The sequence below is a fragment of the Janthinobacterium sp. MP5059B genome (assembly GCF_001758645.1).
GTDB classification, from domain to species: Bacteria; Pseudomonadota; Gammaproteobacteria; order Burkholderiales; family Burkholderiaceae_D; genus Janthinobacterium; species Janthinobacterium lividum.
Genome location: NZ_LRHX01000016.1, coordinates 388,451 through 413,604, shown reverse-complemented (window position 1 = coordinate 413,604; position 25,154 = coordinate 388,451). Strand labels below are relative to the sequence as shown.

The window sequence follows — 25,154 nt, the reverse complement described above, 5'->3', positions numbered from 1 at the left end:
CACTTTTGGAAGGTCCATCATGCCGCAATACCGCTCCCGCACCACCACCCACGGCCGCAACATGGCTGGCGCCCGCGCCCTGTGGCGCGCCACCGGCATGAAGGATGGCGACTTCGACAAGCCGATCATCGCCGTCGTCAACTCGTTTACCCAGTTCGTGCCCGGCCACGTGCACCTGAAGGACCTGGGCCAGATGGTGGCGCGCGAAATCGAGGCGGCCGGCGGCGTAGCCAAGGAATTCAACACCATCGCCGTCGATGACGGCATCGCCATGGGCCACGGCGGCATGCTGTATTCGCTGCCTTCGCGCGACCTGATCGCCGATTCCGTCGAATACATGGTCAACGCCCACTGCGCCGACGCCATGGTCTGCATCTCGAACTGCGACAAGATCACGCCGGGCATGCTGATGGCCGCCATGCGCATCAATATCCCCGTCGTCTTCATTTCCGGCGGCCCGATGGAAGCGGGCAAGGTCGTCAAGGTGGTCAATGGCACGCAGAAGATCATCAAGCTGGACCTGGTCGACGCCATGATCAAGGCGGGCGACAGCACGGTGTCCGACGCCGACGTGGCGGAGATCGAACGCTCGGCCTGTCCTACCTGCGGTTCCTGCTCCGGCATGTTTACGGCCAACTCGATGAACTGCCTGACCGAGGCGCTGGGCCTGGCCCTGCCCGGCAACGGCACCATCCTGGCCACGCACTCGGACCGCCAGCAGCTGTTCCTGCGCGCGGGCCGCCTGATCGTGGAACTGGCCAAGCGCCATTACGAGCAGGACGATTACTCGGTGCTGCCACGCTCGATCGCCACCAAGTCCGCATTTGAAAACGCCATGGCGCTCGACGTTTCCATGGGCGGCTCGACGAATACCGTGCTGCACTTGCTGGCCGCCGCGCACGAAGCGGAAGTGGAATTCACGATGGCCGACATCGACCGCATCTCGCGCAAGGTACCGTGCCTGTGCAAGGTCGCGCCGATGACGGACAAATACCATATCGAAGACGTGCACCGCGCGGGCGGCATCGTGGGCATCCTGGGCGAACTGGCGCGCGCCGGCTTGCTGAACACGACCCTGCCGACCATCCACGCGCCGACCCTGGCCGACGCCATCGCGCAAAACGACATCATGTGCACGGACAATCCGGCCGTGCATGAATTGTTCCGCGCCGCCCCAGGCGGCGTACCGACGCAAACGGCGTTCTCGCAATCGGAGCGTTTTGCGGCAGTCGACACGGACCGCAGCACGGGCTGCATCCGCGACAAGGCGCACGCCTACTCGCAGGATGGCGGCCTGGCCGTCTTGTACGGCAACCTGGCGGAAAAGGGCTGCATCGTCAAGACGGCAGGCGTCGATGAAAGCATCCTGAAATTCTCGGGCAAGGCGCGCGTGTTCGAAAGCCAGGATGCCGCTGTTGAAGCGATTTTGGCCGATACCGTGCATGAAGGCGACGTGGTCATCATCCGCTACGAAGGCCCGAAAGGCGGCCCTGGCATGCAGGAAATGCTGTACCCGACTTCGTACATCAAATCCAAAGGTCTGGGCAAGGCGTGCGCGCTGTTCACGGACGGGCGCTTCTCGGGCGGTTCCTCGGGCCTGGTGATCGGCCACGCCTCGCCGGAAGCGGCCGAAGGCGGCGCCATCGGCCTGGTGGAAGAGGGCGACTTCATCGACATCGACATCCCCGAGCGCACCATTAATTTGCGCGTGACGGACGGTGAACTGGCCGCGCGCCGCGCCGCCATGGAAGCGAAGGGCGACGCTGCCTGGCTGCCCGTCAACCGCGAGCGCTATGTGTCGCAGGCGCTGCAGGCGTATGCGGCGCTGACGACGTCGGCTGACCGGGGCGCCGTGCGCGATCTCTCCCAACTGAAGAAGCGCTGACCACACCAGGCAAAACCTACTGCGCATCGCGATTTGCGGCCTGCGATGCTCACTGTGCATCCGCACAGCTGCGCTTCTCAGCCACAACTCGCTGCCGCTCGCTACGGTTTTGCCAGGTGTTGGATACTGTTGCGCAGGTAAGACAGCCGGCCCCGATCTGCTGCGCGGGGCCGGCTGTCGTTACATCGCCTTACAAACAACATGGTCATGGACGCGCAGATGGGGCAGAATATGCATGCCTCCTGACTACATTGCGTTACTACATTGAAACGCTTGATCTGGGCTCGTGGTGCATCTGCGGAAACACAGTAAAATGCCGCAGGAAGTAACTTTGGAGAAAAGACAATGAAACGTTTTATGTTGGTGAGTGTATTGGCCGTATCGGCTTTGGCATCGCAAGCAGCGTTGGCCAATCCGGACCTGGCGAAAGCAAAAAACTGCATGGCTTGCCACGCGGTGAGCACGAAACTGGTGGGCCCTGCGTTCAAGGACGTGGCTGCCAAGTATGCCGGTCAGAAAGACGCGGAAGCCAAGCTCGTGGCGAAAGTCATGAAGGGCGGTTCCGGCACCTGGGGCGCGATCCCGATGCCAGCGAACCCGCAAGTGAGCGATGCGGAAGCCCACACCCTGGTCAAATGGGTACTCGCACAGAAATAATCTGTGCCGCAGTAACTGCAATCAGCGCGCCGGCAATCCCGGCGCGTTTTTTTTGCCCGCTGCCTTCTGCAGATTGCCCATGCCTTCCAATGTCGCCCGCACCGCCTCGTCGAGCGGCGTATGCGGCTCCTGGCCCAGCACCGCCAGCAGCCGCGCATTGTCCATGGCCAAGGGCGTTTGCCACAGATAGCGCATCTCGCGCATTTCGCGCAGGGTCGCCACGAACGGCGACGCCAGCGCCACCAGCCACCACGGAAAACGCCGGATGGCGGGCGAAGTTCCTGTCGCCTGTTCCACCACGCGGGCAATCGCGCCCGTCATTTGCCGGCCGTCGTGGTCCCAGTGGCCAGCCATGTGAAAGCGGGAGAACGCCGGCAAGGTGGCGCGCATGGCCAGCAATTGCAGCATTGTGCGTGCCACGTCGGGCAGGTAGGACCACTGGTGGCCGACGCCGTGCGCACCGGGATACAGCACGCTGCGCACGGGCTGGCCCGGTTTCACCAGCCCCTGCGAAAACCAGTTGTTGCCGGCGCGGGGGCCGAAGAAGTCGCCCGCGCGCACGATGATGACCCTGGCGCCCTGCGTGCTGGCCCATTCCAGCCGCGCTTCCAGTGCCACGCGGATGGCGCCCTTGCGCGTGAGCGGGCGTTGCGGCGCATCTTCCGCAAGTAAGTCTCCCGATGCGGGAAAGGCGTCGGGACCGAAGTTGTACACGGTGCCCGGCAGCACGATGGTGGCGCCCTCGGCAATCGCCGCTGAAATCGTGTTGTCGAGCATGGGCAGCACCAGCCGGCCCCAGTGGCGGTAGCCGGGCGGGTTGACGGCGTGCACGATGACGGCGCAGCCTTTCGCGGCCGCCAGCACGTCCGCGCGCGACAGGGCATCGCCGCGCAGCCACTCGATGTTATCGCCGCGTGGCGATGGCGTTTCTCCCCGCGTCAAGGCGCGCACCTGCCAGCCTGCTGCCTGCAGTTGGCGGACCATCTCGCCGCCGATGCCGCCCGTCGCGCCCAGTACCAATACCGTTTTGTCCATATTGTCCTCCGTGTGGTTGATGGCGCCAGTATCTGCTGCGCAAGGCTAATTGGGAATTGACGAGTATCGACCATGGGCTATACATTTATGTATGACCACCTCGATCGCCTGGGAATACTACCGTTCGCTGCTGGCCGTGCTGAAGCACGGCTCCCTGTCCGGCGCGGCACGCGCGCTGGGCATCACGCAGCCCACCGTCGGCCGGCATATCGCCGCGCTCGAGCAGGCGCTGGGCGCGACCCTGTTCACGCGCTCCCAGCTGGGCTTGCTGCCCACGGAAGTGGCCCTCGCGCTGCGGCCCCATGCGGAAACCATGGAACATACTGCCGCCCTGATGCAGCGCGCCGCCAGCAGCCAGGGTCAGGGCGTGGCCGGCGTCGTGCGCATCGCGGCCAGCGAAGTGGTGGGCGTCGAAGTGCTGCCGCCCATCCTGGCCCGCCTGCGCGCGAGCCATCCGGGCTTGACCATTGAATTGGTATTGAGCAACAAGGTGCAGGATTTGCTGCGACGGGAAGCGGACATCGCCGTGCGCATGCTGCGGCCGCGGCAGGAACAGCTGGTGGCGCGCAAGGTGGGCGATATCGAACTGGGCCTGCATGCCCACGTGGATTACCTGGCGCGGCATGGCACGCCGCTGGTACTGGCCGATCTGGCGCAGCATGCCGTCATCGGCTACGACGAGGCGAGCCCCTTCGTGCGCAACGCGGGCGCGGCTTTCAACGGATTTGCGCGGGAAAATTTTGCCTGGCGCAGCGACAGCGACCTGGCGCAACTGGCCCTGATACGCGCAGGCGCCGGCGTCGGCGTGTGCCAGGCGGGTCTGGCGGCGCGCGATCCTGCCCTGCGGCGCGTGTTGCCGCAAGCGTTTGCGCTACCGATGGAAACGTGGGTCACCATGCATGAAGACTTGCGCGGCAGCCTGCGCTGCCGCGCCGCCTTCGACGCGCTGGCCGAAGGCTTGCTGGCTTACGTGGCCGGACAGCAAGAACCGTAGCGAGCGGATGTGAGTTGTGGCTGAGAAGCGGAGCTGTGCTAATGCACAGTGAGCATCGCAGGCCGCAAATCGCGCCGCGCAGTAGGTTCTATTATTTGACCACTTCCATCTTGGTCTTCTTGCCATCGCGATAAGTGAACAAAGTCAGCGCGCCATCCTTGATGTCGCCGTTGGCGTCGAACGAGATCGGGCCCGTCACGCCCTGGTAGTGCACCTTGGCCAGGAAAGGCAGGTAGACGGATGGTTTCGACGATTTCGCGTCGGCCATGGCGGTGGCCATGGTCATCACGGCATCGTAGACGTATGGCGCGTACAGCTGCACTTCCATATTGTATTTCTGCTTGTAGCGGGCGCGGAAGTCGTCCATGCCTTTTTGCTGCGCGCCCGTCACGCCGCCCGCTTCCGCGCAGGTGACCATGTCCTCGCCCACGGCGTCGCCCGCCAGCTTGCCCAGCGGCTCCGTGCACAAGCCATCGCCGCCCATGAACTTAGCCTTGATGCCCAGCGCCTTCATCTGGCGCAGCATGGGGCCGCCCACGGAGTCCATGCCGCCAAAGAAGATCAGGTCGGGATTTTTCGACTTGATGCTGGTCAGGATGGCATTGAAGTCCGTCGCGTTGGCATTCGTAAATTCCTTGCCGACGATTTGCACGCCCGGGGCCGCCTTCTTGGCGCCCTTGACGAATTGTTCCGCCACGCCCTGGCCGTAGGCCGTGCGGTCATCGATGACGGCGATTTTCTTCGCCTGCAGCTTGCCCACGGCATACGCGCCCAACGTTCCGCCCAGCTTGTTGTCATTGGCGACGACGCGGAAGGCCGTGTTGAATTTCTGCTGGGTATATGTCGGGTTGGTGGCGGCCGGTGAAATCTGTGGAATGCCGGCATTGAAGTAAATGCGCGAGGCGGGAATCGTCGTGCCCGAATTCAGGTGGCCGACCACGCCGTTGACCTTGGCGTCGACGAGCTTTTGCGCCACGGCCGTGCCCTGCTTGGGATCGGCTGCGTCATCTTCGGGGACCAGCACGAATTTCACGGCTTTGCCGTCGATCTTGAACCCTTTGGCGTTCAAATCCTCGATGGCCATCTTGGCCGCGTTCTCATTATCCTTGCCCAGGTGGGAGCTGGCGCCAGAGACCGGGGCGACGTGGCCGATCTTGATGATTTCCTGTGCGCCCGCATGGCCGGCAAAGGCAAGGGCGACGGCGAGAGGAAGGACTTTGGTCTTGAGCAGCATAAACATTCTCCAATGGATAAAGATACGGCGGCGTCTCGTGAAAACCGCTTCGACAGGCGGTACGTGTGAAGAAAGGTACAACAAAAAACAGGCGGCGCAAAGCCGCATTTCGGGCTTTTTACATTTTGTCGCAACAATCACCAAAGTGAGGCGCGATGCACCGATTTCGCAGGCGCGAGCGCACCAAAGAATGGCGTTGGAGGAAAGAATAGGGTAGGTCGGGTAGGTCGGGTTAGCGCGCAGCGCGTAACCCGACTGCTCAGGGCTATGCGGGAGGGTGCAGGTGACCTAATTCATGGCTCACGGCATGCGCGACGATCTGCTCCAGCGACTGCTGCAGATCTTCGCGCAGGGCGCCGCGCATGCCGATCAGGGCGTTTTGCAGGGCCGTCTGCAGGACGTGGGCGATGCGCTCTTCCAGCAGATGGTCGATCTTGCCCTGCACCTGGTGCAGGATGCGCTGGGTCAGCCGCTGTTCGATGGCGTCCCAGTCTGGTTGCGCCACCGTTGGCGGCAACGCCGGCGTTGCCTCGACAACAGGCTCGACTGGCATGGCGGGCGCCGCCTCCGGTCCCAGCAGCACCTCCGTCAGCAGGGGAATGCCCTGGTCGAATGGCGGTTGATTCATGTCTTCCCTGCCACGTAGTGGGTCGGCTGCACGTTTTGCTGGCGGTAATGCAGGAAGCGCTGGCGGCCCGCCTGCGCATCCTGCTCATCCATGGAAACGATCTCGAAGACGCGCTGGAATTGCGCGTAATTGGCGGGCGGCAACTGCGACAGGTTGACGAGGATGTCGTGATGCGGCAGCTCGGCCGCCTCGTCATCGGTCAGGATGATGGGCGTCTGCGCCGCCAGCGGATCGCCGGCCAGCACGTGGGGCAGGAAATCCGTGGCGGAAATGGTCCACATGGCGCTGTTCAAGGCGTCGAGCTGGGCGCTGTCGGCCGCCAGCACGACGACCTTGTTGCCGGCCATATACGCCTTGCGGGCCAGGCGGCAGGCGTAGGCCAGCTTGTCCGGCACATTGCTGTGAAAATCGACGCGGCTCATGGCGGGGCTCAGGCAGCCATGCCGCTGTGGCGCAGCAGGGCGTCGATGGACGGCTCGCGGCCACGGAAGGCCGTGAACGATTCCAGCGCGGGGCGCGAGCCGCCGACGGACAGGATTTCTTGCAGGTAGCGCTTGCCCGCTGCAGTGGTAGCGGCCGGTCCCAGCGCCCTGGCTTCTTCAAACGCTGCATAGGCGTCGGCGGACAGCACCTCGGCCCATTTGTAGCTGTAGTAGCCAGCTGCGTAGCCGCCGGAGAAGATATGCCCAAAGGCATTCTGGAAGCGGTTGAACGGGGGCGGGATGAGCAGCGCGAACTTGGCGCGCACGCCGTCGATCAGTTGCTGCACGCTCTGGCCCGTGCTGGCGTCGTAGTCATAGTGCAAATGCATGTCGAGCAAGGAAAACTCCACCTGGCGCAGGGTTTGCAAGCCGGACTGGAAATTCTTGGCGGCCAGCATCTTGTCGTACAGCGCGCGCGGCAGCGGCGCGCCCGTGACGGCGTGCGCCGTCATGTGTTCGAGCACTTCCCATTCCCAGCAAAAGTTTTCCATGAATTGCGATGGCAGTTCCACGGCATCCCATTCGACGCCGGCAATGCCCGACACGCCCAGCTCGTCGACGACGGTCAGCATATGGTGCAGGCCGTGGCCGAATTCGTGGAACAGTGTGATCACTTCGTCGTGCGTGAACAGGGCTGGCTGTACCTTGCCGTCGACCACGGCCGGTTCCGTGAAGTTGCAGGTGAGATAAGCGATCGGCGTTTGCACGTGTTGCGCGTCGGCGCGTCGGCCGCGCGCGTCGTCCATCCAGGCGCCGCCGCTCTTGCCCGCGCGCGCATACAGGTCCAGGTAGAACTGGCCGACCAGTGTGCCGTCGCGCTCGATGCGGTAGAAACGCACGTCCGGGTGCCACACGGGTGCCGTATCAGGCTTGATCTCGACGGCGAACAGGTTCTGGATCTGGCGGAACAGGCCGTCGATCACCTTGTGTTCAGGGAAATACTGTTTGACTTCCTGGGCCGAGAACGCGTAGCGGCGTTCCTGCAGTTTTTCGGAAGCGTACGGCACGTCCCACGCTTGCAGTTCCGCAATGCCCAGCTCTTCCTTCGCGAATTGTTTCAGTTCTGCCAAGTCCTTCTCGGCGAACGGGCGCGCGCGTTTCGCCAGGTCTTCCAGGAAAGCGATGACTTGCGCGGGCGAGGTGGCCATCTTGGAGACCAGCGACACTTCGGCGAAATTGGCGTAGCCGAGCAGTTTTGCCTCTTCGTCGCGCAATTGCAACAGAGTGACGATGTTGAGCGTATTGTCCCAGTCCTCTTTCTTGCTGAACACGTCGCCTTGGTCCGAGGCCTTGGTGGCGTTGGCGCGGTAGATGGTTTCGCGCAGCGCGCGGTTGTCGGCAAATTGCAGGATCGGGTAGTAAGAGGGAAAGTGCAGCGAGAATTCATAGCCTTGCTTACCCGCCTTGTCGGCGGCGGCGCGCGCGGCAGCCTTCACGTCGTCGGGCAGGCCGGCCAGTTCAGCTTCGCTCTCGACCAGCAGCTTGTAGTCATTGGTGGCGTCGAGCACGTTTTCGGAAAAACGCGTCGAGACGGCCGCATGTTCTTCCTGGATGGCGCCAAAGCGCTCTTTCTTGTCCTCAGGCAACTCGGCGCCACCCAGGCGGAAATCGCGCACGGCATTGTCGACGATGCGGCGGCGCGATGGCGACAGGCTGGCGAAATCGGCGCGGGCCTGCAATTGCTTGTATTTGCCGAAGAGGATTTCGTTCTGGCCCAGTTCGGTCAAGAATTCCGTCACCTTGGGCTGGTTCGCATTGTAGGCGGCGCGCAGTTCCGGCGTATCGATCACGCTGTTCAAGTGGTTGACGATGCTCCAGGCGCGGCCCAGGGTTTCGGCGATCTGGTCCTGGGGCGTGACGAAGTTTTCCCAGCTGACTTCTTCCATGGGCGCTTCCAGCCGCGCCACCGTGGCGCGCGCCTGGGCCAGCAAGGTGTCGATGGCAGGCGTGACATGCTCGTGCGTAATCGCGTCGAAGCGTGGCAGGCCGGAAAAATCAAGCAGGGGATTGGTATTCATCGTCGGTTCCATATATTAAAAGGGGCGGTCAGGCCGCCCCGGTGTTTTTACACGCGCTCTGCCGCCTCGACGGTATTCATCAATAACATCGTGATGGTCATCGGCCCCACGCCACCCGGCACGGGCGTGATGTGCGACGCGACGTCTTTCACTCCGGCAAAATCCACGTCGCCGCACAGCTTGCCGTTATCGTCGCGGTTCATGCCCACGTCGATCACGATGGCGCCCGGACGGACCATGTCGGCCGTCAGGGTATTGCGGCGGCCGACGGCGGCAACGACGATGTCGGCGTTGCGCGTGTGGTGGCCCAGGTCCGGGGTCGCACTATGGCAGATGGTGACGGTAGCGTTCGCTTGCAAGAGCAGCAGGGCCATCGGCTTGCCGACGGTGTTGCTGCGGCCGATGACGACGGCGTGCTTGCCGCGCAAGTCCACGCCCGTGCTTTCGATCAGTTTCATGCAGCCGTACGGCGTGCACGGGCGGAAGCCGGGCAAGCCCGTCATCAGTTCGCCGGCGCTCAGGACGGAATAGCCATCGACGTCTTTTGTCGTGGCGATCGCTTCGATGACCTTGTGCGGGTTGATGTGCTTGGGCAAGGGCATCTGCACGAGGATGCCGTGGATGGCCGGGTCGGCATTCAGGCCGGCAATACGTGCCAGCAAGTCCGCTTCGGACAGGTCCGCTTCATATTTTTCCAGCACCGAGTGAAAACCCACGTCGCCGCACGCCTTGACCTTGTTGCGGACATACACCTGGCTGGCCGGGTCTTCGCCGACGAGTATCACGGCCAGGCCGGGCTGGGTGCCCTTGGCCGTGAGGGCGGCGGCGCGCGTGGCGATCTCGCTGCGCAGTTTTTGGGAGAGGGCGATTCCGTCGATCAGTTGTGCTGGCATGGTAGGGAGGCTGAGAGCTGGTAGGAGGGAAAAGTCAGATTATAAAGCCGGGCGGCGCAAAGGGGCGGTTTTGGCTATGCAAAGGCGTAACAACAGCGGGCCAGAGACGCGAGTCTGAGAAAATGCCGATGGCGGCGTTGCAGCTCCTTGCCGTACTGGCGTACTGTCTGTGTCGCCGCGCCTTGCCCTCGACATTTTTCAGGCCCGCCTGGCCCGGCATAAAAGCGGGCCGGAGACGCGGGCCTGAGAAAATGCCGATGGCTGCGTTACGGCTCCTTGCCGTACTGGCGTACTGTCTGCGTCGCCGCGCCTTGCCCTCGACATTTTTCAGGCCCGCTTGGCCCGGTATGCCTGTGCGGACGACTGGGGCGTTAATGCGTTTTGCTGGTGTGCTGGTGGCCTAGGGAGTGCAAGGGCCTGCGGTTCTTTTGGCGCCGTTTTTGGCACTTTGATCACCCTAGTTTCCGGGCAGAATTTGCGGCAGTGCAGCATAAATTTCATAGGGTAATTTCATGATGTGAAATGCTATATCGTAATTTGAAAAATAGTAAATACGCTGTTAGAATCCCCACACTAAATCGACTTAATAGTAAATAATCAGCGAAATACCGTCCGACAGCGATCCGGAAAATCGGGGTGGGGCGTTCACAAAGGAGACTCAACAGATGTCAGCTCAACTGAACCAGGTAACGACACAGATCGGCACCGACCCGGATATGCAGGAAACCAAGGAGTGGCTGGACGCGCTCGAAGCCGTTCTGGAAAATGAAGGTCCGGAGCGCGCGCATTACCTGATGGAGCGCATGGTTGACCTGGCTCGCCGCCGCGGCGCCCAGATCCCGTTCTCCAGCACCACCGCCTACGTCAATACCATCCCCACCAAGCAAGAAGCACACTGCCCCGGCAACCTCGAATACGAAGAACGCCTGCGCTCGTGGATGCGCTGGAACGCCATGGCCATGGTCGTCAAGGCCAACCGTGCCGACGGCGACCTGGGCGGCCACTTGTCCTCGTTCGCTTCGCTGGCGAACATGCTGGGCATCGGTTTCAACCATTTCTGGCACGCGCCAACGGCCGACCACGGCGGCGACCTGCTGTACATCCAGGGCCACTCCTCGCCCGGCGTCTACGCGCGCGCCTTCCTCGAAGGACGTTTGACGGAAGAGCAAATGCTGAACTTCCGCAAGGAAGTCGACGGCAAGGGCCTGTCTTCGTACCCGCATCCGAAGCTGATGCCTGACTTCTGGCAGTTCCCGACCGTGTCGATGGGCCTGGGCCCGCACATGGCGATCTACCAGGCGCGCTTCCTGAAATACCTGCACGCACGCGGCATCGCCAAGACCGACAACCGCAAGGTCTGGGCCTTCTGCGGCGACGGCGAGATGGACGAGCCGGAATCGCTGGGCGCGATCGGCCTGGCCGCACGCGACATGCTCGACAACCTGGTCATCGTGGTCAACTGCAACCTGCAGCGCCTGGACGGCCCTGTGCGCGGCAATACCAAGATCATCCAGGAGCTGGAAGGCGAATTCCGCGGCGCCGGCTGGAACGTCGTCAAGGTCATCTGGGGCCCGGGCTGGGACGCCCTGCTGGCACAGGACAAGGAAGGCATCCTGCAGCGCGTGATGATGGAAACCGTCGACGGCGAATACCAGAACTACAAGGCGAAAGATGGCGCCTACGTGCGCAAGCACTTCTTCGGCAAGCATCCGAAGCTGCTGGAAATGGTTGCCAACATGACGGACGACGACATCTGGCGCCTGACCCGTGGCGGTCACGATCCGCACAAGATCTACGCGGCATTCAAGATCGCCCAGGAACACAAGGGCCAGCCAACCGTCCTGCTGGTGAAAACCATCAAGGGCTACGGCATGGGCAAGTCCGGCGAAGCGCGCAACACGGCGCATCAGACGAAAAAACTGGACGACGAAGCCATCCGCGAAATGCGCGACCGCTTCTCGCTGCCGATCCCTGACGACAAGCTGGCCGACATCCCGTTCTTCAAGCCGGCCGACGACGCGCCGGAAATGGTCTACCTGCACGAGCGCCGCAAGGCCCTCGGTGGCTACCTGCCGCAGCGCCGCCAGAAGTCGGAAGAAACCCTGCCGGTGCCTGGCCTGGACGCCTTCAAGAACGTGCTGGAAGCGACGCCGGAAGGTCGTGAAATCTCGACCACGCAAGCGTTCGTGCGCGTCATTTCGACCCTGCTGAAAGACCCGAACCTGGGCCAGCGCGTGGTGCCTATCCTGGTCGATGAATCGCGTACCTTCGGCATGGAAGGCCTGTTCCGCCAGATCGGCATCTACAACCCGAAAGGCCAGTTGTACGAGCCAGTCGACAAAGACCAGGTCATGTACTACCGCGAAGACAAGGCTGGCCAGATCCTGCAAGAAGGCATCAACGAAGCGGGCGGCATGAGCTCGTGGATCGCCGCGGCGACGTCGTACTCGACCAACGACCGCATCATGATCCCGTTCTACACCTTCTACTCGATGTTCGGCTTCCAGCGCATCGGCGACCAGGTATGGGCTTCGGCCGACATGCGCGCCCGCGGCTTCCTGATGGGCGGCACGGCTGGCCGTACGACCCTGAACGGCGAAGGCTTGCAGCATGAAGATGGCCACAGCCATATCTTCGCCGCGACCATCCCGACCTGCATGCCGTACGATCCGACCTTCAGCCATGAAGTCGCCGTCATCATCCAGGACGGCCTGCGCCGCATGATCGCCAACCAGGAAGATGTGTTCTACTACATCACGATCATGAACGAGAACTACGCCCAGCCAGGCATCAAGCCAGGCCAGGAAGAAGGCATCCTGAAAGGCATGTACAAGCTGCAGGAAGGCCAGGCTGACGCCAAGCTGCGCGTACAGCTGATCGGTTGCGGCACCATCCTGCGCGAATCGATCTTCGCCGCCGAGCTGTTGCAAAACGACTGGGGCGTGGCTGCGGACGTGTGGTCGGCACCGTCGCTGACCCTGGTGGCCCGCGATGGCCAGGATGCGGAACGCTGGAACATGGTCAACCCGTCGAAAGAGCAGCGCGTGCCGTACGTGACGTCGCTGATGCAGGACACGGACGGCCCGATCGTCGCCACGACCGACTACATGCGCGCGTTTGCAGAACAGATCCGCGCCTTCATGCCGAAGGGCCGCACTTATAAAGTGCTGGGCACCGATGGCTTTGGCCGCTCGGACAGCCGCGCCAAGCTGCGCGAGTTCTTCGAAGTGAACCGTTATTATGTCACCGTGGCCGCGCTCAAATCGCTGGCTGACGAAGGCAAGATCGACGTGTCGGTGGTGGAGCAGGCGATCGCCAAGTACGGCATCGACGCGAACAAACCGAATCCGGTGACCCAGTAATCGTTGTGCGGACCCGATGATGCCAGGGCGGTGCGAAAGTGCCGCCCTGGCGTGTGTGCGGGTCCATCTGACAAATAAAATAACGGAGCAAGCTATGAGCATTGTGGAAGTCAAAGTCCCGGATATCGGCGATTTCAAGGAAGTCGAGATCATTGAACTGATGGTCAAGCCAGGCGATACGGTCAAGGTTGACCAGTCCCTGATCACGGTCGAATCGGACAAGGCCAGCATGGAAATTCCATCGAGCCACGCCGGTGTCGTCAAGGAATTGAAAGTCAACGTGGGCGACAAGATCGCCGAAGGTTCGCTGGTCCTGCTGCTGGAAGTGGCGGACGACGCCTCGGCGCCAGCGCCAGCGCCTGCTGCTGCCGCTCCGGCACCGGCTGCTGAAGCTGCACCAGCCGCCGCTCCTGCGGAAGCGCCAGCACCTGCCGCTTCCGGCGCGCCTGCGCTGGTGGAAGTGACCGTGCCCGATATCGGCGACTTCAAGGAAGTCGAAGTCATCGAACTGATGGTCAAGGTCGGCGACAGCATCAAGGTCGACCAGTCGCTGCTGACGGTCGAATCGGACAAGGCCAGCATGGAAATTCCATCGAGCCATGCCGGTATCGTCAAGGAATTGAAAGTCAAGGTCGGCGACAAGGTTGCCAAGGGTTCGCTGGTACTGGTCGTGGAAACGACGGGCGTCGCTGCTCCTGCCGCTGCTGCACCTGCCGCGCAAGCTGCCGCCGCACCAGCGGCCGCCGTCGCTTCGGCGCCGGTGGCTGCCGCAGCACCTGCTGCCGCACCAGCTCCCGCCGCCGCGCCTGCCGCAAATGGCAAGCTGGCGCACGCGTCGCCATCGATCCGCAAGTTCGCGCGCGAACTGGGCGTGGACCTGGCCCGCGTGGGCGGTTCCGGTCCGAAAGGCCGCATCACCCAGGAAGACGTGCAGAACTTCGTCAAGGGCGTGATGTCGGGCGCCGTCGCCGCGCCAAATGCGCCGGCCGCTGCCAAAGGCGGTTCGGGCGTGGGTCTGGACCTGCTGCCATGGCCGTCGCTGGACTTCAGCAAGTTCGGCACGACCGAATTGCTGCCGCTGTCGCGCATCAAGAAAATCTCGGGTCCGAACCTGCACCGCAACTGGGTCATGATCCCGCACGTCACGCAGTTCGACGAAGCGGACGTGACGGACCTGGAAGCGTTCCGCGTCGACACCAACGCGGCCAATGCGAAGAACAAGGATGCGGCCAAGCTGACCATGCTGGCCTTCGTTATCAAGGCGTCCGTCGCCGCGCTGAAGAAATTCCCCGCGTTTAACGCTTCGCTCGACGCCAAGGGCGAAAACCTGATCCTCAAGCAGTACTACAACATCGGCTTCGCGGCCGACACGCCGAATGGCCTGGTGGTACCGGTGATCAAGGGCGCGGACCAGAAGTCGGTTTCGCAGATCGCCCGCGAAATGACGGAACTGTCGCTGCAGGCGCGCGAAGGCAAGCTGAAACCGGCCGACATGCAGGGCGCCAGCTTCACGATTTCGTCCCTGGGCGGCATCGGCGGCACGCACTTCACGCCTATCGTCAATGCGCCGGAAGTGGCGATCCTGGGCCTGTCGAAAGCCTCGATCAAGCCGGTATGGGATGGCAAGGCCTTCCAGCCACGCCTGATGATGGGCACCTCGCTGTCCTACGACCACCGCGTGGTCGATGGCGCGATGGGCGCGCGATTCTCCGTGTACCTCGGCGAAGTCCTGGCCGACATGCGCAAAATTCTGCTGTAAGGAGCGATTGATGAGCACAGTAGAGGTAAAAGTACCGAATATCGGCGATTTCAAGGAAGTCGAAGTCATCGAACTGATGGTCAAGGTCGGCGACACCATCAAGGTGGACCAGTCCCTGATCACGGTCGAATCTGACAAGGCCAGCATGGAGATTCCATCGACCCACGCGGGCGTCGTCAAGGAAGTCAAGGTCAAGGTCGGCGACAAGATCGCCGAAGGCAGCGCGCTGCTGGTGGTGGAAGCAGCTGAAGGTGCGGCTGCTGCCGCTCCTGCGGCGGCTCCTGCACCTGCGGCAGCAGCTCCGGCGGCTGCCCCGGCGGCAGCACCGGCAGCCGTTGCCGCCATCCCGGCCGGCAATTACAGCGGCCAGGTCGACATCGATGTCGACATGATGGTATTGGGCGGCGGTCCTGGCGGCTACTCGGCGGCGTTCCGCGCGGCCGACCTGGGCATGAGCACCGTCATCGTCGAGCGCTACGCCACTCTGGGCGGCGTGTGCCTGAACGTCGGCTGCATCCCGTCCAAGGCGCTGCTGCACGTCGCTTCCGTCATCGATGAAACGGCGCACATGTCCAACACGGGCGTGACGTTTGCCAAGCCGACCATCGACATCGACCAGGTCCGCGCTTACAAGGAAGGCGTGATCAAGAACATGACGGGCGGCCTGGCCGGCATGGCCAAGGCGCGCAAGACGCAAGTTGTCACGGGCGTGGGCCAGTTCCTCTCCGCGAACCATATCGAAGTGACGGCAGGCGACGGCTCGAAAAAAGTCGTGCAGTTCAAGCAAGCCATCATCGCGGCCGGTTCGTCCGTGGTGAAACTGCCATTCGTGCCGGAAGACCCGCGCATCGTCGATTCGACGGGCGCGCTGGAATTGCGCCAGATCCCGAAACGCATGCTGGTCATCGGCGGCGGCATCATCGGCCTGGAAATGGCGACGGTGTATTCCACCTTCGGCGCGCGCATCGACGTGGTTGAGATGATGGATGGCCTGATGCAGGGCGCGGACCGCGACGCCGTCAAGGTGTGGCAGAAGTTCAATGAGAAGCGCTTCGACAACATCATGACCAAGACCAAGACGGTGGCTGTCGAGGCGCTGCCGGAAGGCATCAAGGTCACGTTCGAAGCAGCCGAAGCGGGTGCCACGGCACCGGCGCCGCAAGTCTACGACCTGGTGCTCGTCGCCGTGGGCCGCAGCCCGAACGGCAAGAAGATTGCCGCCGACAAGGCCGGCGTGCAGGTGACAGACCGCGGTTTCATCAACGTCGACAGCCAGATGCGCACCAACGTGCCGAACATCTTCGCCATCGGCGACCTGGTGGGCCAGCCGATGCTGGCGCACAAGGCCGTGCATGAAGGCCACGTGGCAGCGGAAGCCGCTGCCGGCCAGAAGTCGCACTTCGACGTCAAGGTGATCCCGTCGGTCGCCTACACGGATCCGGAAGTGGCATGGGCCGGCATCACGGAAGACGAAGCGAAAGCCAAGGGCATCAAGGTCGAGAAGGGCCACTTCCCTTGGGCCGCTTCCGGCCGCGCCGTGGCCAATGGCCGTGCCGAAGGCTTCACCAAGCTGCTGTTCGACGCGGAAACGCACCGCATCATCGGCGGCACCATCGTCGGCACGCATGCGGGCGACATGATCGGTGAAATCGCGCTGGCCATCGAAATGGGTTGCGACGGCACCGACATCGGCAAGACCATCCACCCGCATCCAACCCTGGGCGAGTCGATCGGGATGGCTGCGGAAGTGTACGAAGGCGTGTGCACGGACTTGCCGCCGCCGCGCAAGCGCTGATAAAGAGTTAACTTTCAGTATAAAAAACCGGGACATGTTCCCGGTTTTTTTATTTCCCTTGACCTGCAGCATAGTAAAACGTGGCGCAGCGGTGTCTTGTGAAAATTGGTGAGTATTGCCGTGTGGAAAAAGTGGCAGAATGGAGGTCTGTAACCATGTTTTGCTTTTGCTTCAACGGAAGCGTGTGATTTTTCCAGGAATGTTGCCAGCGTGGGATACGGTCAAATTCCGCTGTACTGAGAGAGTTTTGCAACGATGAAAAAATTTACCGCCCTTCATATTGCCGATGTCCGTTTGCGCCGGGCCGATGAGCAAGAGCAAGCCGTGATGCTGCATGCCTTGTACCAGGATGTGGCTGCTATCCTGGCGGCAGGCAAGAAGATCGATGCGATTTTCTTCACGGGCCAGCTGGTGGCGCTGGGCGCCTGTGCCGATACGACGCCCGTGTATGTCTACGAATACTTCCTGCGCCCCTTGCTGCAGGCGGCCAGCTTGCCCGGCGCGCGTTTCTATCTGGTGCCGGGTAGCCGCGTGCAGGGTGTCGCGGCTGCGGCGCTGGGCAATGCTGGCTTCAGCTTTTTCTCCGCCGACGAGCACGCCAGCGCCGAGCAGCGCGCGTACTACAAGAATATCCACGCCGTGTTCCATGGCCACCAGCATACGGGCGATGCCAGTTCGCTGATGAAGTCGCTGGGCATCCTGTTCAAGAGCAATCCCGGTAGCCTGTACAGTGCGCAGGGCCAGATGGCGGCGTTTGCCTTGCTCGAGTTTGGCACGGGCGCGGCCGATGGCGGCGCGGCTGGCACGCAGTGGACGGTATCCCTGCGCGAGTTCGATGACGTGAGCAAGAACTTCGCCCTGTCGGTGCTGTACACGCCGAATGGCCAGGAAACGGGGCAGATGGATGCCGAGTATGTGTTTGCTACCTTGCTGCCGCAGCTGGCAGGCGAGCGCGCTTATCTCGATGGCTTGCTGGGCAAGGCGGGCGTGCAGCAGCGCGTGGACGCCGGCGTGGCTGCCGATGCGCGCGAATTCCTGATCGAACTGGCGTTCGTGATGTTCGAAGCCAAGACCGTCTTCCTCAGCGAGGCGGAACTGGAGCGTTTTGCCAGCGACTATTGTGGCGTGAAGGGCTGGAGCATGGCGGCCGGGGATTGGTTGGCGCCGCTGTATGCGCATGGCTTGCTGTTGCGGGCCGATGGCCAGGTGGCGTTTTCCTTCGATTACTTCCGCACGTATTTCCTGGCGCAGCGCTTTGAAACCTCGTTCGACCTGATGCGCTATGGCCCGGATCGCTACGATGGAAGTGAGTCTTCACTCAGTCTTGATGGCGCGTCGGCGGCCCAGCCTTTCCTGCGGGCGCTGGGCTTGAGCGATGCACGCGCCGAAGCGGCGCTGCCGGAAGATTGCAGCCGCCCTGGCTGAATTCCCCCGCCAGCCATCCCGCGTCAGTCCGCCAGCGGCTGGCGCAGGGTGCCACGCAGGAACAGGTCGAGACTGACCGCCACCTTGGCGCGCAATTGCGCCACATCCGGTTGTGCCTGTGGCGGAAATAGCAGGCGCGACATCTGGTCGCCCAGCAGGCAATTGAGCAGGTGCAGCGACAGCATGGCCGCCGTCAGCTCCGCGCGAAACAGGGGCGCGATGTCGGGGCGGCTGAAAAACCTGGTCAGCATCTCGCGCGTCTGTCCCGGCCCCACCTTGTAAAACGTTTCCGCCAGTTCCGGGTGCGTGGCCGCTTCCGCCACCACCATGCGATTGAGGCGGATCGCCGCCGGCATGGTGACGAGTTGCACGAACAGCAGGCCGAACTCGCCCAGGATGGTGGGCAGGGGCCGCATATCCGTTTCCAGCGCCGGCATGGTCGAGAAGTAGGCGGCGCGGCGCAATTCCACCACGGCATTGAACAAGCCGGACTTGCCGCCAAACTTCACATAAATCGTGCGCACGGCCACATGGGCTTCGCGGGCGATCATTTCCAGGCTGACCTTCCCATACCCCTTTTCCAGAAACAGGCAGCCTGCCGTGTGCAGCAGGTTGTCCATGCGCGCTTCCATGTCGGCCGCGCGCGGCCGGCCGGCTGGCTTGCCGCAGCAGGAAAGCTCCTGGGCGTCGTCGGATTCTTTATCGGTAGGCAAGGTATCGCTGAGGCCGGGATCGGACATGGTCTGGGTCTCTTTATAAGGTGGAAGGTAAGTGATGGCTCACACTGTAGTGCAAATTAAAATGAAATGCAATCGTTTCATTTCTTGACTTTGGCTTTTCTTTGCCCAATAATGAACATACATCATTTCATTTCCGGAGCAAGTATGTCCAACCAGCCAGGCCAGGCAGAGCACAAGGTGCTGAGTGCCGTCCCCCCCGCGGCCCCTGCCGCACCTTCCGCGCCCGCCGCTTCCGCCAGCTCCGCACCACCTAACAACCGCGTGAAAATCATCGCCGGCCTGATCGTCCTGGTCGCCCTGGGCGCTGGCGCCCGCATGTGGTACCGCAGCCACTATTTCGTGGAAACGGAAAACGCCTACGTGGCCGGCCACGTGCATCCCGTCTCGGCGCGCATTTCCGGCGTCGTCACCAAGGTCTTCATCGACGACAATCAAATGGTGAAAGAGGGCGACGTGATCGCCGAACTCGACCCGTTCGACCAGCGCGTGAAAACCGAGCAGATCGCCGCGCAGATCGCCAGCGCCGAGCAGCAAGTGCTGCAGGCCGATGCGCAGATCGCGCAAGTGCAGGCGCAAGCCAGCGGCGCCCAGGCGCAAGTGGCGCAAGCGGATGCGCAATTGCTGCGCGCAAAACAGGATGCGGACCGTTATGGCCAGCTGTACACAAGCCAGATGAAAGCCGTATCGAAAGCGGAACTCGACGCGGCCAACGCGGCCCGCTCGAGCGCCGTGGCCGACCTGGCCGCCCGCCGCGACAGCGCTTCGGCCGCCAAGGCGCAGATTGGCGCGGCGCAAGCTGCGCGCGACGTGGCCAAGGCACAAGTGGCCGTGCTGCGCGTGCAATTGAAGGACGCGGAACAACAGCTGCAATACAACCGCATCCTGGCCCCCGTCGCCGGCCGCATCGGCAAGCGCAACGTGGAAACGGGCATGCGCGTGCAGCCGGGGCAGCAACTGACGGCCATCGTGCAGGACAACGTCTGGGTCACCGCCAACTTCAAGGAAACGCAGCTGGCCGACCTGCACCGAGGCCAGAGCGTGCACGTGACCATCGACGCCATGCCGGGCAAGAAACTGGTGGGTACCGTGGACAGCTTCGCGCCTGCCTCGGGCGCGCAATTCGCCCTGCTGCCGGCCGATAACGCCACCGGCAATTTCACCAAGATCGTCCAGCGCGTGCCCGTGAAAATCGTCTTCCAGCCGGAAGACATCAAGGCCATGAATGGCCGCCTGGTGCCGGGCATGTCGGTGATCGCCGAAGTGGAAGTGAATCAGCCTGAAACGCAGCCGGCTGCGCGCCACGCCGCCGCTCCCGCTGCCCAGACTGCCACCCGCTAAGCTTCCATGAGCAGCCCCTCCACCACGCTGGCGAAGCCGCCAGCGTTTCCCGTGATCGACGAAAAAGTCTCCGGGCGCACCTGGCTGGCGGTCGCCGCCGGCATGCTGGGCGCCTTTATGGCGGTGCTCGACATCCAGATCACCAACTCCTCGCTCAAGGATATCCTTGGCTCGCTGTCGGCCACCCAGGAAGAGGGCTCGTGGATTTCCACGGCCTACCTGGTGGCGGAAATCATCGTCATTCCCCTCACCGCGCTGCTGGCGCGCGTGTTCGGACTGCGTACCTACATGATCGGCACCACCGCTTTCTTCCTGCTGTTCTCCACCCTGTGCGGGGCGGCCTGGAACCTGGAAAGCATGATCGTCTTCCGCATGCTGCAGGGGTTCACCGGTGGCGCCCTGATTCCGATGGCGTTCACCCTGGTGATGCTCAAGCTGCCGCCATCGAAGCGCGCCGTCGGCATGGCCATCTTTGGCTTGACGGCGACCCTGGCGCCGGCCATGGGACCGACCCTGGGCGGATACCTCTCCGAGCTGTATGGCTGGCCATCGATCTTCTACATCAACTGGGTGCCCGGCGTGCTGCTGATCGTCGGCATGATCTATGGCCTGGACAAGGAGCCGCTGCAACTGAAGCTGTTCTGGAAGGCCGACTGGCTGGGCATCTTCTTCATGGCCCTGGGCCTCGGTTGCCTGACCATCTTCCTGGAAGAGGGCAATTCGAAGGACTGGTTCGACTCGGGTTTCATCATCGCCTTTGCCGCGCTGGCCCTGACGGGTATCCTGGGCTGGGTCGTCACCAGCGCCACGCGCGCCGAACCGTTCGTCAACCTGGCCCTGTACGGCCAGCGCAATTTCCTGGTCGCCACCGTGCTGTCGGCCGTGACGGGCATGGGCCTGTATGGCTCGGCCTTTTTGCTGCCGCTGTTCCTGGGCCAGATCGCCGGCTACTCGCCGATGCAGATCGGTGAAGTCATCATGTGGGTGGGCTTGCCGCAGCTGTTCATCATGCCCTTCGTCGCCAAGCTGTCATCGACGGTGGATAACCGCATCCTGTGTTCGATCGGCCTGCTGCTGTTTGGCGGCTCGTGCATGATGAATGCCTACATGGACGCTTCCACCGGCTACGACCAGCTGCTGTGGTCGCAGGTGGTGCGCGCGCTGGGCCAGCCCTTCGTCATGCTGACCCTGTCGAACTTCGCCATGAAGGGGATCGCGCCGAAGGACATGGCATCCGCTTCGAGCCTGTTCAACATGACGCGCAACCTCGGCGGCTCGATCGGCATCGCCCTGCTGGCCACGGCCCTGAGCACCCGCGAGCACTTCCATTCGCAGCGCCTGGGTGAAGCGATCAATGCCTATTCCAGTGCCACGCAGCTGCGCATCGACCAGTTGACGTCCTCGTTCATGGCCAAGGGCTATGACGCCGTCACGGCCGGCAACCAGGCCTTGCAGGCGATCGATGGCATCGTGCGCCGCGAAGCGTATGTGATGGCCTATAACGACGGCTTCTTCCTGATCGGCGCCATCCTGCTGGCCTGCATCGTGCCCCTGTGGCTGGCCGACAAACTCAAAGCCCCCGGTGGCGGTGGCGGCGGTCATTGACCGCGTACGCAAACACCTCAAGAACAAGAAGGTACACATCATGAACACAGTTATGACCAAAATCGCCGCAGCCGCCTCGCTGGCCGTGCTGCTTGCCGCCTGCGGCACCGTGGGCCAGGATTTCAAGGCGCCCGCCAATCTGGCCGGCATCGACACGGCCACGTTCCGCCATGGCGCGGGTAGCGCGGACGCCGCGCAATTGCCGGCCGAATGGTGGAACGTGTTCGGCGACGACACCCTGAACCGGCTGGAACAAGCCGCGCTGCGCGACAACCCGAGCGTGAAAGCGGCTGGCGAGCGATTGCTGCAGGCGCTGGCGCAAAGCGGCACGGCGCGTGCGAACCAGGGGCCCAGCGTGAACGTCAGCACGGGCATCTCGAACTCGCGCACCTCGGCCAACACCTCGCAGGGCCTGGCCCTGGGCAACCGCTCCATCAGCGGCAACAATTTTTCCGTGGGTGGCACGCTGTCGTACGAGGTCGACTTGCTGGGGCGTGTCAAGCGCATGGTCGAAGCGGCCGATTCGCAGGCGCTGGCGGCGCAGGCCGACCGCGACGGCGTGCTGCTGATGCTGTCGGCGCAAGTGGCCAGCAACTACTGGCAGCTGCGCGGCCTCGATGCGGAAATGGCGATCCTGAATGGTGCGCTCGATACGCGCCGCGAATCGGCGCAGCTGGTCGAGGCGCGCTTCAACGCGGGCCTGACGAATGAGCTGGACCTGGCGCGCGCGAAAGTCGAACTGTCGAACGCGCAGGCCGACCTGCATGAAGTCAAGCGCCAGCGCAACCAGCTGGAAAACAGCCTGGCCACCCTGACGGGCAAGCCGCCGTCGGCGCTGCAATTGCCGGTCGCCGCCGATCCATCCATCTTGCCGCTGCCGCCAGGTATCCCTGTCGGCCTGCCTGCCAGCCTGCTGGCGCACCGTCCTGACCTGGTTTCCAGCGTGGCGGGCCTGCGCGCGGCGAATGCGCAAGTAGGCGTGGCCGAAGGCGCGTTTTATCCGACGCTGCAATTGACGGGCAATTTCGGCTATGCGTCCGAAAAGCTGCGCGACCTGGCGCAGGGCGGTTCGCGCCAGTTCAGCTTTGGCCCGCTGGCCCTGTCCCTGCCGATCTTCGACGGTGGCCGCAACCAGGCCAACCTGGACTTGAGCAAGGCGCGCTATGCGGAAGCCGTGGCGAACCATGAAACCAAGCTGCTGACGGCCTTGCGCGAAGTGGAAGATGCGCTGTCCGACGTGGAGCAGCGCCAGTTGCAGGGCGACGCCCAGGCCCTGTCGCAGGCAGCGGCGGCGCGCGCCTACCTGGTGGCGCGCACGCGCTACGAGCGCGGCATCTCGACCTACCTGGACGTGACGGACGCGCAGCGCAGTTCGCTGGCCGCGGACCGCGCCGCCGCGCAGATCAAGACCCAGCGCCTGCTGGCGACCGTCGCCGTGGCCCGCTCTTTAGGTGCCGGCTGGCAGCATTGAAGGACACCAGATAAAACCTACTGCGCGTCGCGCTTTGCGGCCGGCGATGCTCACCGTACTAAAGTACGGTTGCGCTTCTCGGCCACAAATCACTGCCGCTCGCTACGGTTTTCTCAGGTGTCGCAATGTCAACCATGAGCAAAAAATGGTAAGTCAATTCAACTAGTTACGTGAGCGTGGCCGGCGGCGGTGTCGCCGCCGGCCCGTAGCGTTCCAGCAGAAAATCGATGAAGGTCGTCAGTTTCGGCGTGGGCTGGCGGTCGCGCGCATACACGAGGTGCATGGGGCGCGGCGCCGGCACGTAGTCGGCCAGCAGCGGCACCAGCCTGCCGGCGGCGATATCGCCGGCCATCAGGATTTCCGCCTGCATGACGATGCCGAAGCCGTGCAGGGCCGCTACGCGCAGCGCCTGCCCATTGTTCGAGCGGAAGCGGCTCTCGCGCACGGGGCTGCCGTCGTCGTCGCCGCTCCTGGCCAGGCGCCAGCGCACATGGCGCGTCCATTGCATGAAGTCCAGGCATTCGTGGCGCGCCAGATCGGCCGGCGTGCGCGGTGTGCCGTGTCTGGCCAGGTAGGCGGGCGCGGCGCAGATCACCATCGCATACGGCCGCAGCGCGCGCGCCACCATGGCGGAATCTTCCAGCTTGCCGATGCGGATGGCCGCATCGAATCCTTCTTCCACCAGGTCCACCGTCCTGTCGTTCAGGTTCAATTCCAGGCTCACTTCCGGATACGCATCGAGGTAGTCGGCCAGCAGCGGCGCGATGCACTCGCTGCCGAAGGACACGGGCGCCGTGATCTTCAGCTTGCCGCGCGGCGCCGTGCGCATGGCTTCCGCGCCCCGTTCGGCCGCATGGATGCTGGCCAAAATCTGGCGGCACTGCTCCACATACTGCTGGCCGATTTCCGTCAGGCTTTGCCGCCGCGTGGTGCGCGCCAGCAGCCGCGTGCCCAGCCGCTCTTCCAGGTATTTGATGTGCTTGCCCACCATCACGGGCGAGATCCGGAACGCCTCGGCGGCGGCCGTGAAACTGCCCGCATCGACGACGGCGACAAAAATCTCCATGCTGCGCAATTTATCCATGGCGCCTTGATTGCAAACTTTGGGTTGGTAATCTTGTAAATTCTAGCGTATTTATTCCTTTTTGTAAGCGGCGCATACTGGCTCCATCGTTCAACCCACACAAGGAAGCAGCATGAAAATCGTCATCATCGGCGCCAGCGGCACCATCGGCACGGCCGTCGCCGCCCAACTGGCGCAACGCCATGAAATCATCGAAGTGGGCAGCCGCAGCGGCACGCACCAGGCCGACATGGGCGACATCGCGCAAGTGCGCGCCCTGTTCAAGCGCATCGGCAAGGTCGATGCCGTCGTCGTCACGGCCGGCAAGCTGCATTTCGGCCCCCTGGCCGAATTCACGCCCGAGCAGTTCCAGCTGGGCCTGGACAGCAAGCTGATGGGCCAGGTCAACGTGGCGCTGGTGGCGCAGGAATACCTGAACGACGGCGGCTCGATCACCCTCACGAGCGGCATCGTGGCCGAGCAGCCGATCCGCTTCGGCACGGCCGCCACCATGACCAACGCGGCCGTGGAAGGTTTTGTAAGGGGCGCCGCCATCGAGCTGCAGCGCGGCGTGCGCATCAATGTCGTCAGCCCCACGGTGCTGGCCGAATCGCTGGAAGCGTATGGCCCCTTCTTCTACGGCTTCGAACCGGTCGCCGCCAGCCGCGTGGCGCTCGCTTACAGCCGCAGCGTGGAAGGGGCGCAGACGGGGCAGGTGTACAAGGTCTGGTAAGCCGCTTGCCATGCCATGGGGCAGGTGGGACAATCGC

General features: G+C 63.1%; 19 protein-coding genes. 11 read left to right on the top strand and 8 right to left on the bottom strand.

Going from position 1 to position 25,154, the window contains the following annotated elements; translation table 11 throughout:
- Positions 1 to 19: 19 nt before the first annotated feature.
- Positions 20 to 1,885 carry a dihydroxy-acid dehydratase gene (gene ilvD / locus JAB1_RS18920; RefSeq protein ID WP_070281371.1) on the top strand — a complete coding sequence of 622 codons (1,866 nt, stop codon included), beginning with the start codon at positions 20 to 22 and terminating at the stop codon, positions 1,883 to 1,885.
- 345 nt (positions 1,886 to 2,230) lie between these two features.
- Positions 2,231 to 2,542 carry a c-type cytochrome gene (locus tag JAB1_RS18915; protein WP_034786554.1) on the top strand — a complete coding sequence of 104 codons (312 nt, stop codon included), beginning with the start codon at positions 2,231 to 2,233 and terminating at the stop codon, positions 2,540 to 2,542.
- Positions 2,543 to 2,563: 21 nt separating this feature from the next.
- On the opposite strand, the gene JAB1_RS18910 is transcribed toward JAB1_RS18915, so the two are convergent.
- Positions 2,564 to 3,577 carry an NAD-dependent epimerase/dehydratase family protein gene (locus JAB1_RS18910; protein WP_070281370.1) on the bottom strand — a complete coding sequence of 338 codons (1,014 nt, stop codon included), beginning with the start codon at positions 3,575 to 3,577 and terminating at the stop codon, positions 2,564 to 2,566.
- A gap of 91 nt (positions 3,578 to 3,668) precedes the next feature.
- On the opposite strand from JAB1_RS18910, the gene JAB1_RS18905 reads away from it, so the two are divergent.
- On the top strand, positions 3,669 to 4,571 hold the full coding sequence (locus tag JAB1_RS18905) for a LysR family transcriptional regulator (RefSeq protein ID WP_070281369.1): 903 nt from the start codon (positions 3,669 to 3,671) through the stop codon (positions 4,569 to 4,571).
- 91 nt (positions 4,572 to 4,662) lie between these two features.
- On the opposite strand, the gene JAB1_RS18900 is transcribed toward JAB1_RS18905, so the two are convergent.
- The 5 genes from JAB1_RS18900 to folD form a co-directional block, all read right to left on the bottom strand.
- Positions 4,663 to 5,805 carry a branched-chain amino acid ABC transporter substrate-binding protein gene (locus JAB1_RS18900; RefSeq protein ID WP_070257968.1) on the bottom strand — a complete coding sequence of 381 codons (1,143 nt, stop codon included), beginning with the start codon at positions 5,803 to 5,805 and terminating at the stop codon, positions 4,663 to 4,665.
- Positions 5,806 to 6,070: 265 nt separating this feature from the next.
- Entirely contained in the window at positions 6,071 to 6,433 is a 363-nt protein-coding gene (locus JAB1_RS18895) for a hypothetical protein (RefSeq protein WP_070281368.1), read from the bottom strand.
- Positions 6,430 to 6,855 carry a DNA polymerase III subunit chi gene (locus JAB1_RS18890; RefSeq protein ID WP_070281367.1) on the bottom strand — a complete coding sequence of 142 codons (426 nt, stop codon included), beginning with the start codon at positions 6,853 to 6,855 and terminating at the stop codon, positions 6,430 to 6,432. Before JAB1_RS18890 ends, JAB1_RS18895 begins: the two co-directional genes overlap by 4 nt.
- An 8-nt stretch (positions 6,856 to 6,863) precedes the next feature.
- Complete coding sequence (locus JAB1_RS18885; RefSeq protein WP_175445086.1) at positions 6,864 to 8,945, bottom strand: M3 family metallopeptidase; 2,082 nt, start codon at positions 8,943 to 8,945, stop codon at positions 6,864 to 6,866.
- 35 nt (positions 8,946 to 8,980) lie between these two features.
- Positions 8,981 to 9,826: a bifunctional methylenetetrahydrofolate dehydrogenase/methenyltetrahydrofolate cyclohydrolase FolD gene (gene folD / locus JAB1_RS18880; RefSeq protein ID WP_070281365.1), complete on the bottom strand. Its 846-nt coding sequence runs from the start codon at positions 9,824 to 9,826 to the stop codon at positions 8,981 to 8,983.
- A 665-nt stretch (positions 9,827 to 10,491) separates the two neighbouring features.
- On the opposite strand from folD, the gene aceE reads away from it, so the two are divergent.
- The 4 genes from aceE (at position 10,492) to JAB1_RS18860 (ending at position 18,167) form a co-directional block, all read left to right on the top strand.
- Positions 10,492 to 13,188, top strand: a complete 2,697-nt coding sequence (aceE, locus tag JAB1_RS18875; RefSeq protein ID WP_034786560.1) for a pyruvate dehydrogenase (acetyl-transferring), homodimeric type — start codon at positions 10,492 to 10,494, stop codon at positions 13,186 to 13,188.
- 94 nt (positions 13,189 to 13,282) lie between these two features.
- Entirely contained in the window at positions 13,283 to 14,947 is a 1,665-nt protein-coding gene (gene aceF / locus JAB1_RS18870) for a dihydrolipoyllysine-residue acetyltransferase (RefSeq protein WP_070281364.1), read from the top strand.
- A gap of 10 nt (positions 14,948 to 14,957) precedes the next feature.
- The gene (lpdA, locus tag JAB1_RS18865; RefSeq protein WP_070281363.1) at positions 14,958 to 16,742 is read left to right on the top strand and encodes a dihydrolipoyl dehydrogenase; all 1,785 of its coding nucleotides are present in this window, start codon (positions 14,958 to 14,960) and stop codon (positions 16,740 to 16,742) included.
- Between the two features lie 255 nt (positions 16,743 to 16,997).
- Positions 16,998 to 18,167: a hypothetical protein gene (locus JAB1_RS18860; RefSeq protein ID WP_070281362.1), complete on the top strand. Its 1,170-nt coding sequence runs from the start codon at positions 16,998 to 17,000 to the stop codon at positions 18,165 to 18,167.
- A gap of 23 nt (positions 18,168 to 18,190) precedes the next feature.
- On the opposite strand, the gene JAB1_RS18855 is transcribed toward JAB1_RS18860, so the two are convergent.
- The gene (locus JAB1_RS18855; RefSeq protein WP_070281361.1) at positions 18,191 to 18,907 is read right to left on the bottom strand and encodes a TetR/AcrR family transcriptional regulator; all 717 of its coding nucleotides are present in this window, start codon (positions 18,905 to 18,907) and stop codon (positions 18,191 to 18,193) included.
- A 144-nt stretch (positions 18,908 to 19,051) separates the two neighbouring features.
- Between JAB1_RS18855 and JAB1_RS18850 the strand changes: the two genes are divergently transcribed.
- From JAB1_RS18850 to JAB1_RS18840, 3 genes are read left to right on the top strand one after another with little or no spacing between them, the layout of a single operon-like run.
- The gene (locus tag JAB1_RS18850) at positions 19,052 to 20,245 is read left to right on the top strand and encodes an HlyD family secretion protein (protein WP_034786565.1); all 1,194 of its coding nucleotides are present in this window, start codon (positions 19,052 to 19,054) and stop codon (positions 20,243 to 20,245) included.
- Positions 20,246 to 20,251: 6 nt separating this feature from the next.
- Positions 20,252 to 21,850: a DHA2 family efflux MFS transporter permease subunit gene (locus tag JAB1_RS18845; protein ID WP_034786566.1), complete on the top strand. Its 1,599-nt coding sequence runs from the start codon at positions 20,252 to 20,254 to the stop codon at positions 21,848 to 21,850.
- A gap of 40 nt (positions 21,851 to 21,890) precedes the next feature.
- On the top strand, positions 21,891 to 23,321 hold the full coding sequence (locus JAB1_RS18840) for an efflux transporter outer membrane subunit (protein ID WP_083299865.1): 1,431 nt from the start codon (positions 21,891 to 21,893) through the stop codon (positions 23,319 to 23,321).
- Between the two features lie 166 nt (positions 23,322 to 23,487).
- Here the strand turns inward: JAB1_RS18840 and JAB1_RS18835 are convergent, their stop codons facing one another.
- The gene (locus JAB1_RS18835; protein WP_034786568.1) at positions 23,488 to 24,405 is read right to left on the bottom strand and encodes a LysR family transcriptional regulator; all 918 of its coding nucleotides are present in this window, start codon (positions 24,403 to 24,405) and stop codon (positions 23,488 to 23,490) included.
- Between the two features lie 112 nt (positions 24,406 to 24,517).
- Here JAB1_RS18835 and JAB1_RS18830 point away from each other — a divergent pair, with 112 nt between their 5' ends.
- A complete protein-coding gene (locus tag JAB1_RS18830) occupies positions 24,518 to 25,117 on the top strand; it encodes a short chain dehydrogenase (RefSeq protein WP_070281359.1) in 600 nt (199 codons plus the stop codon).
- The last annotated feature ends 37 nt before the right edge of the window (positions 25,118 to 25,154 follow it).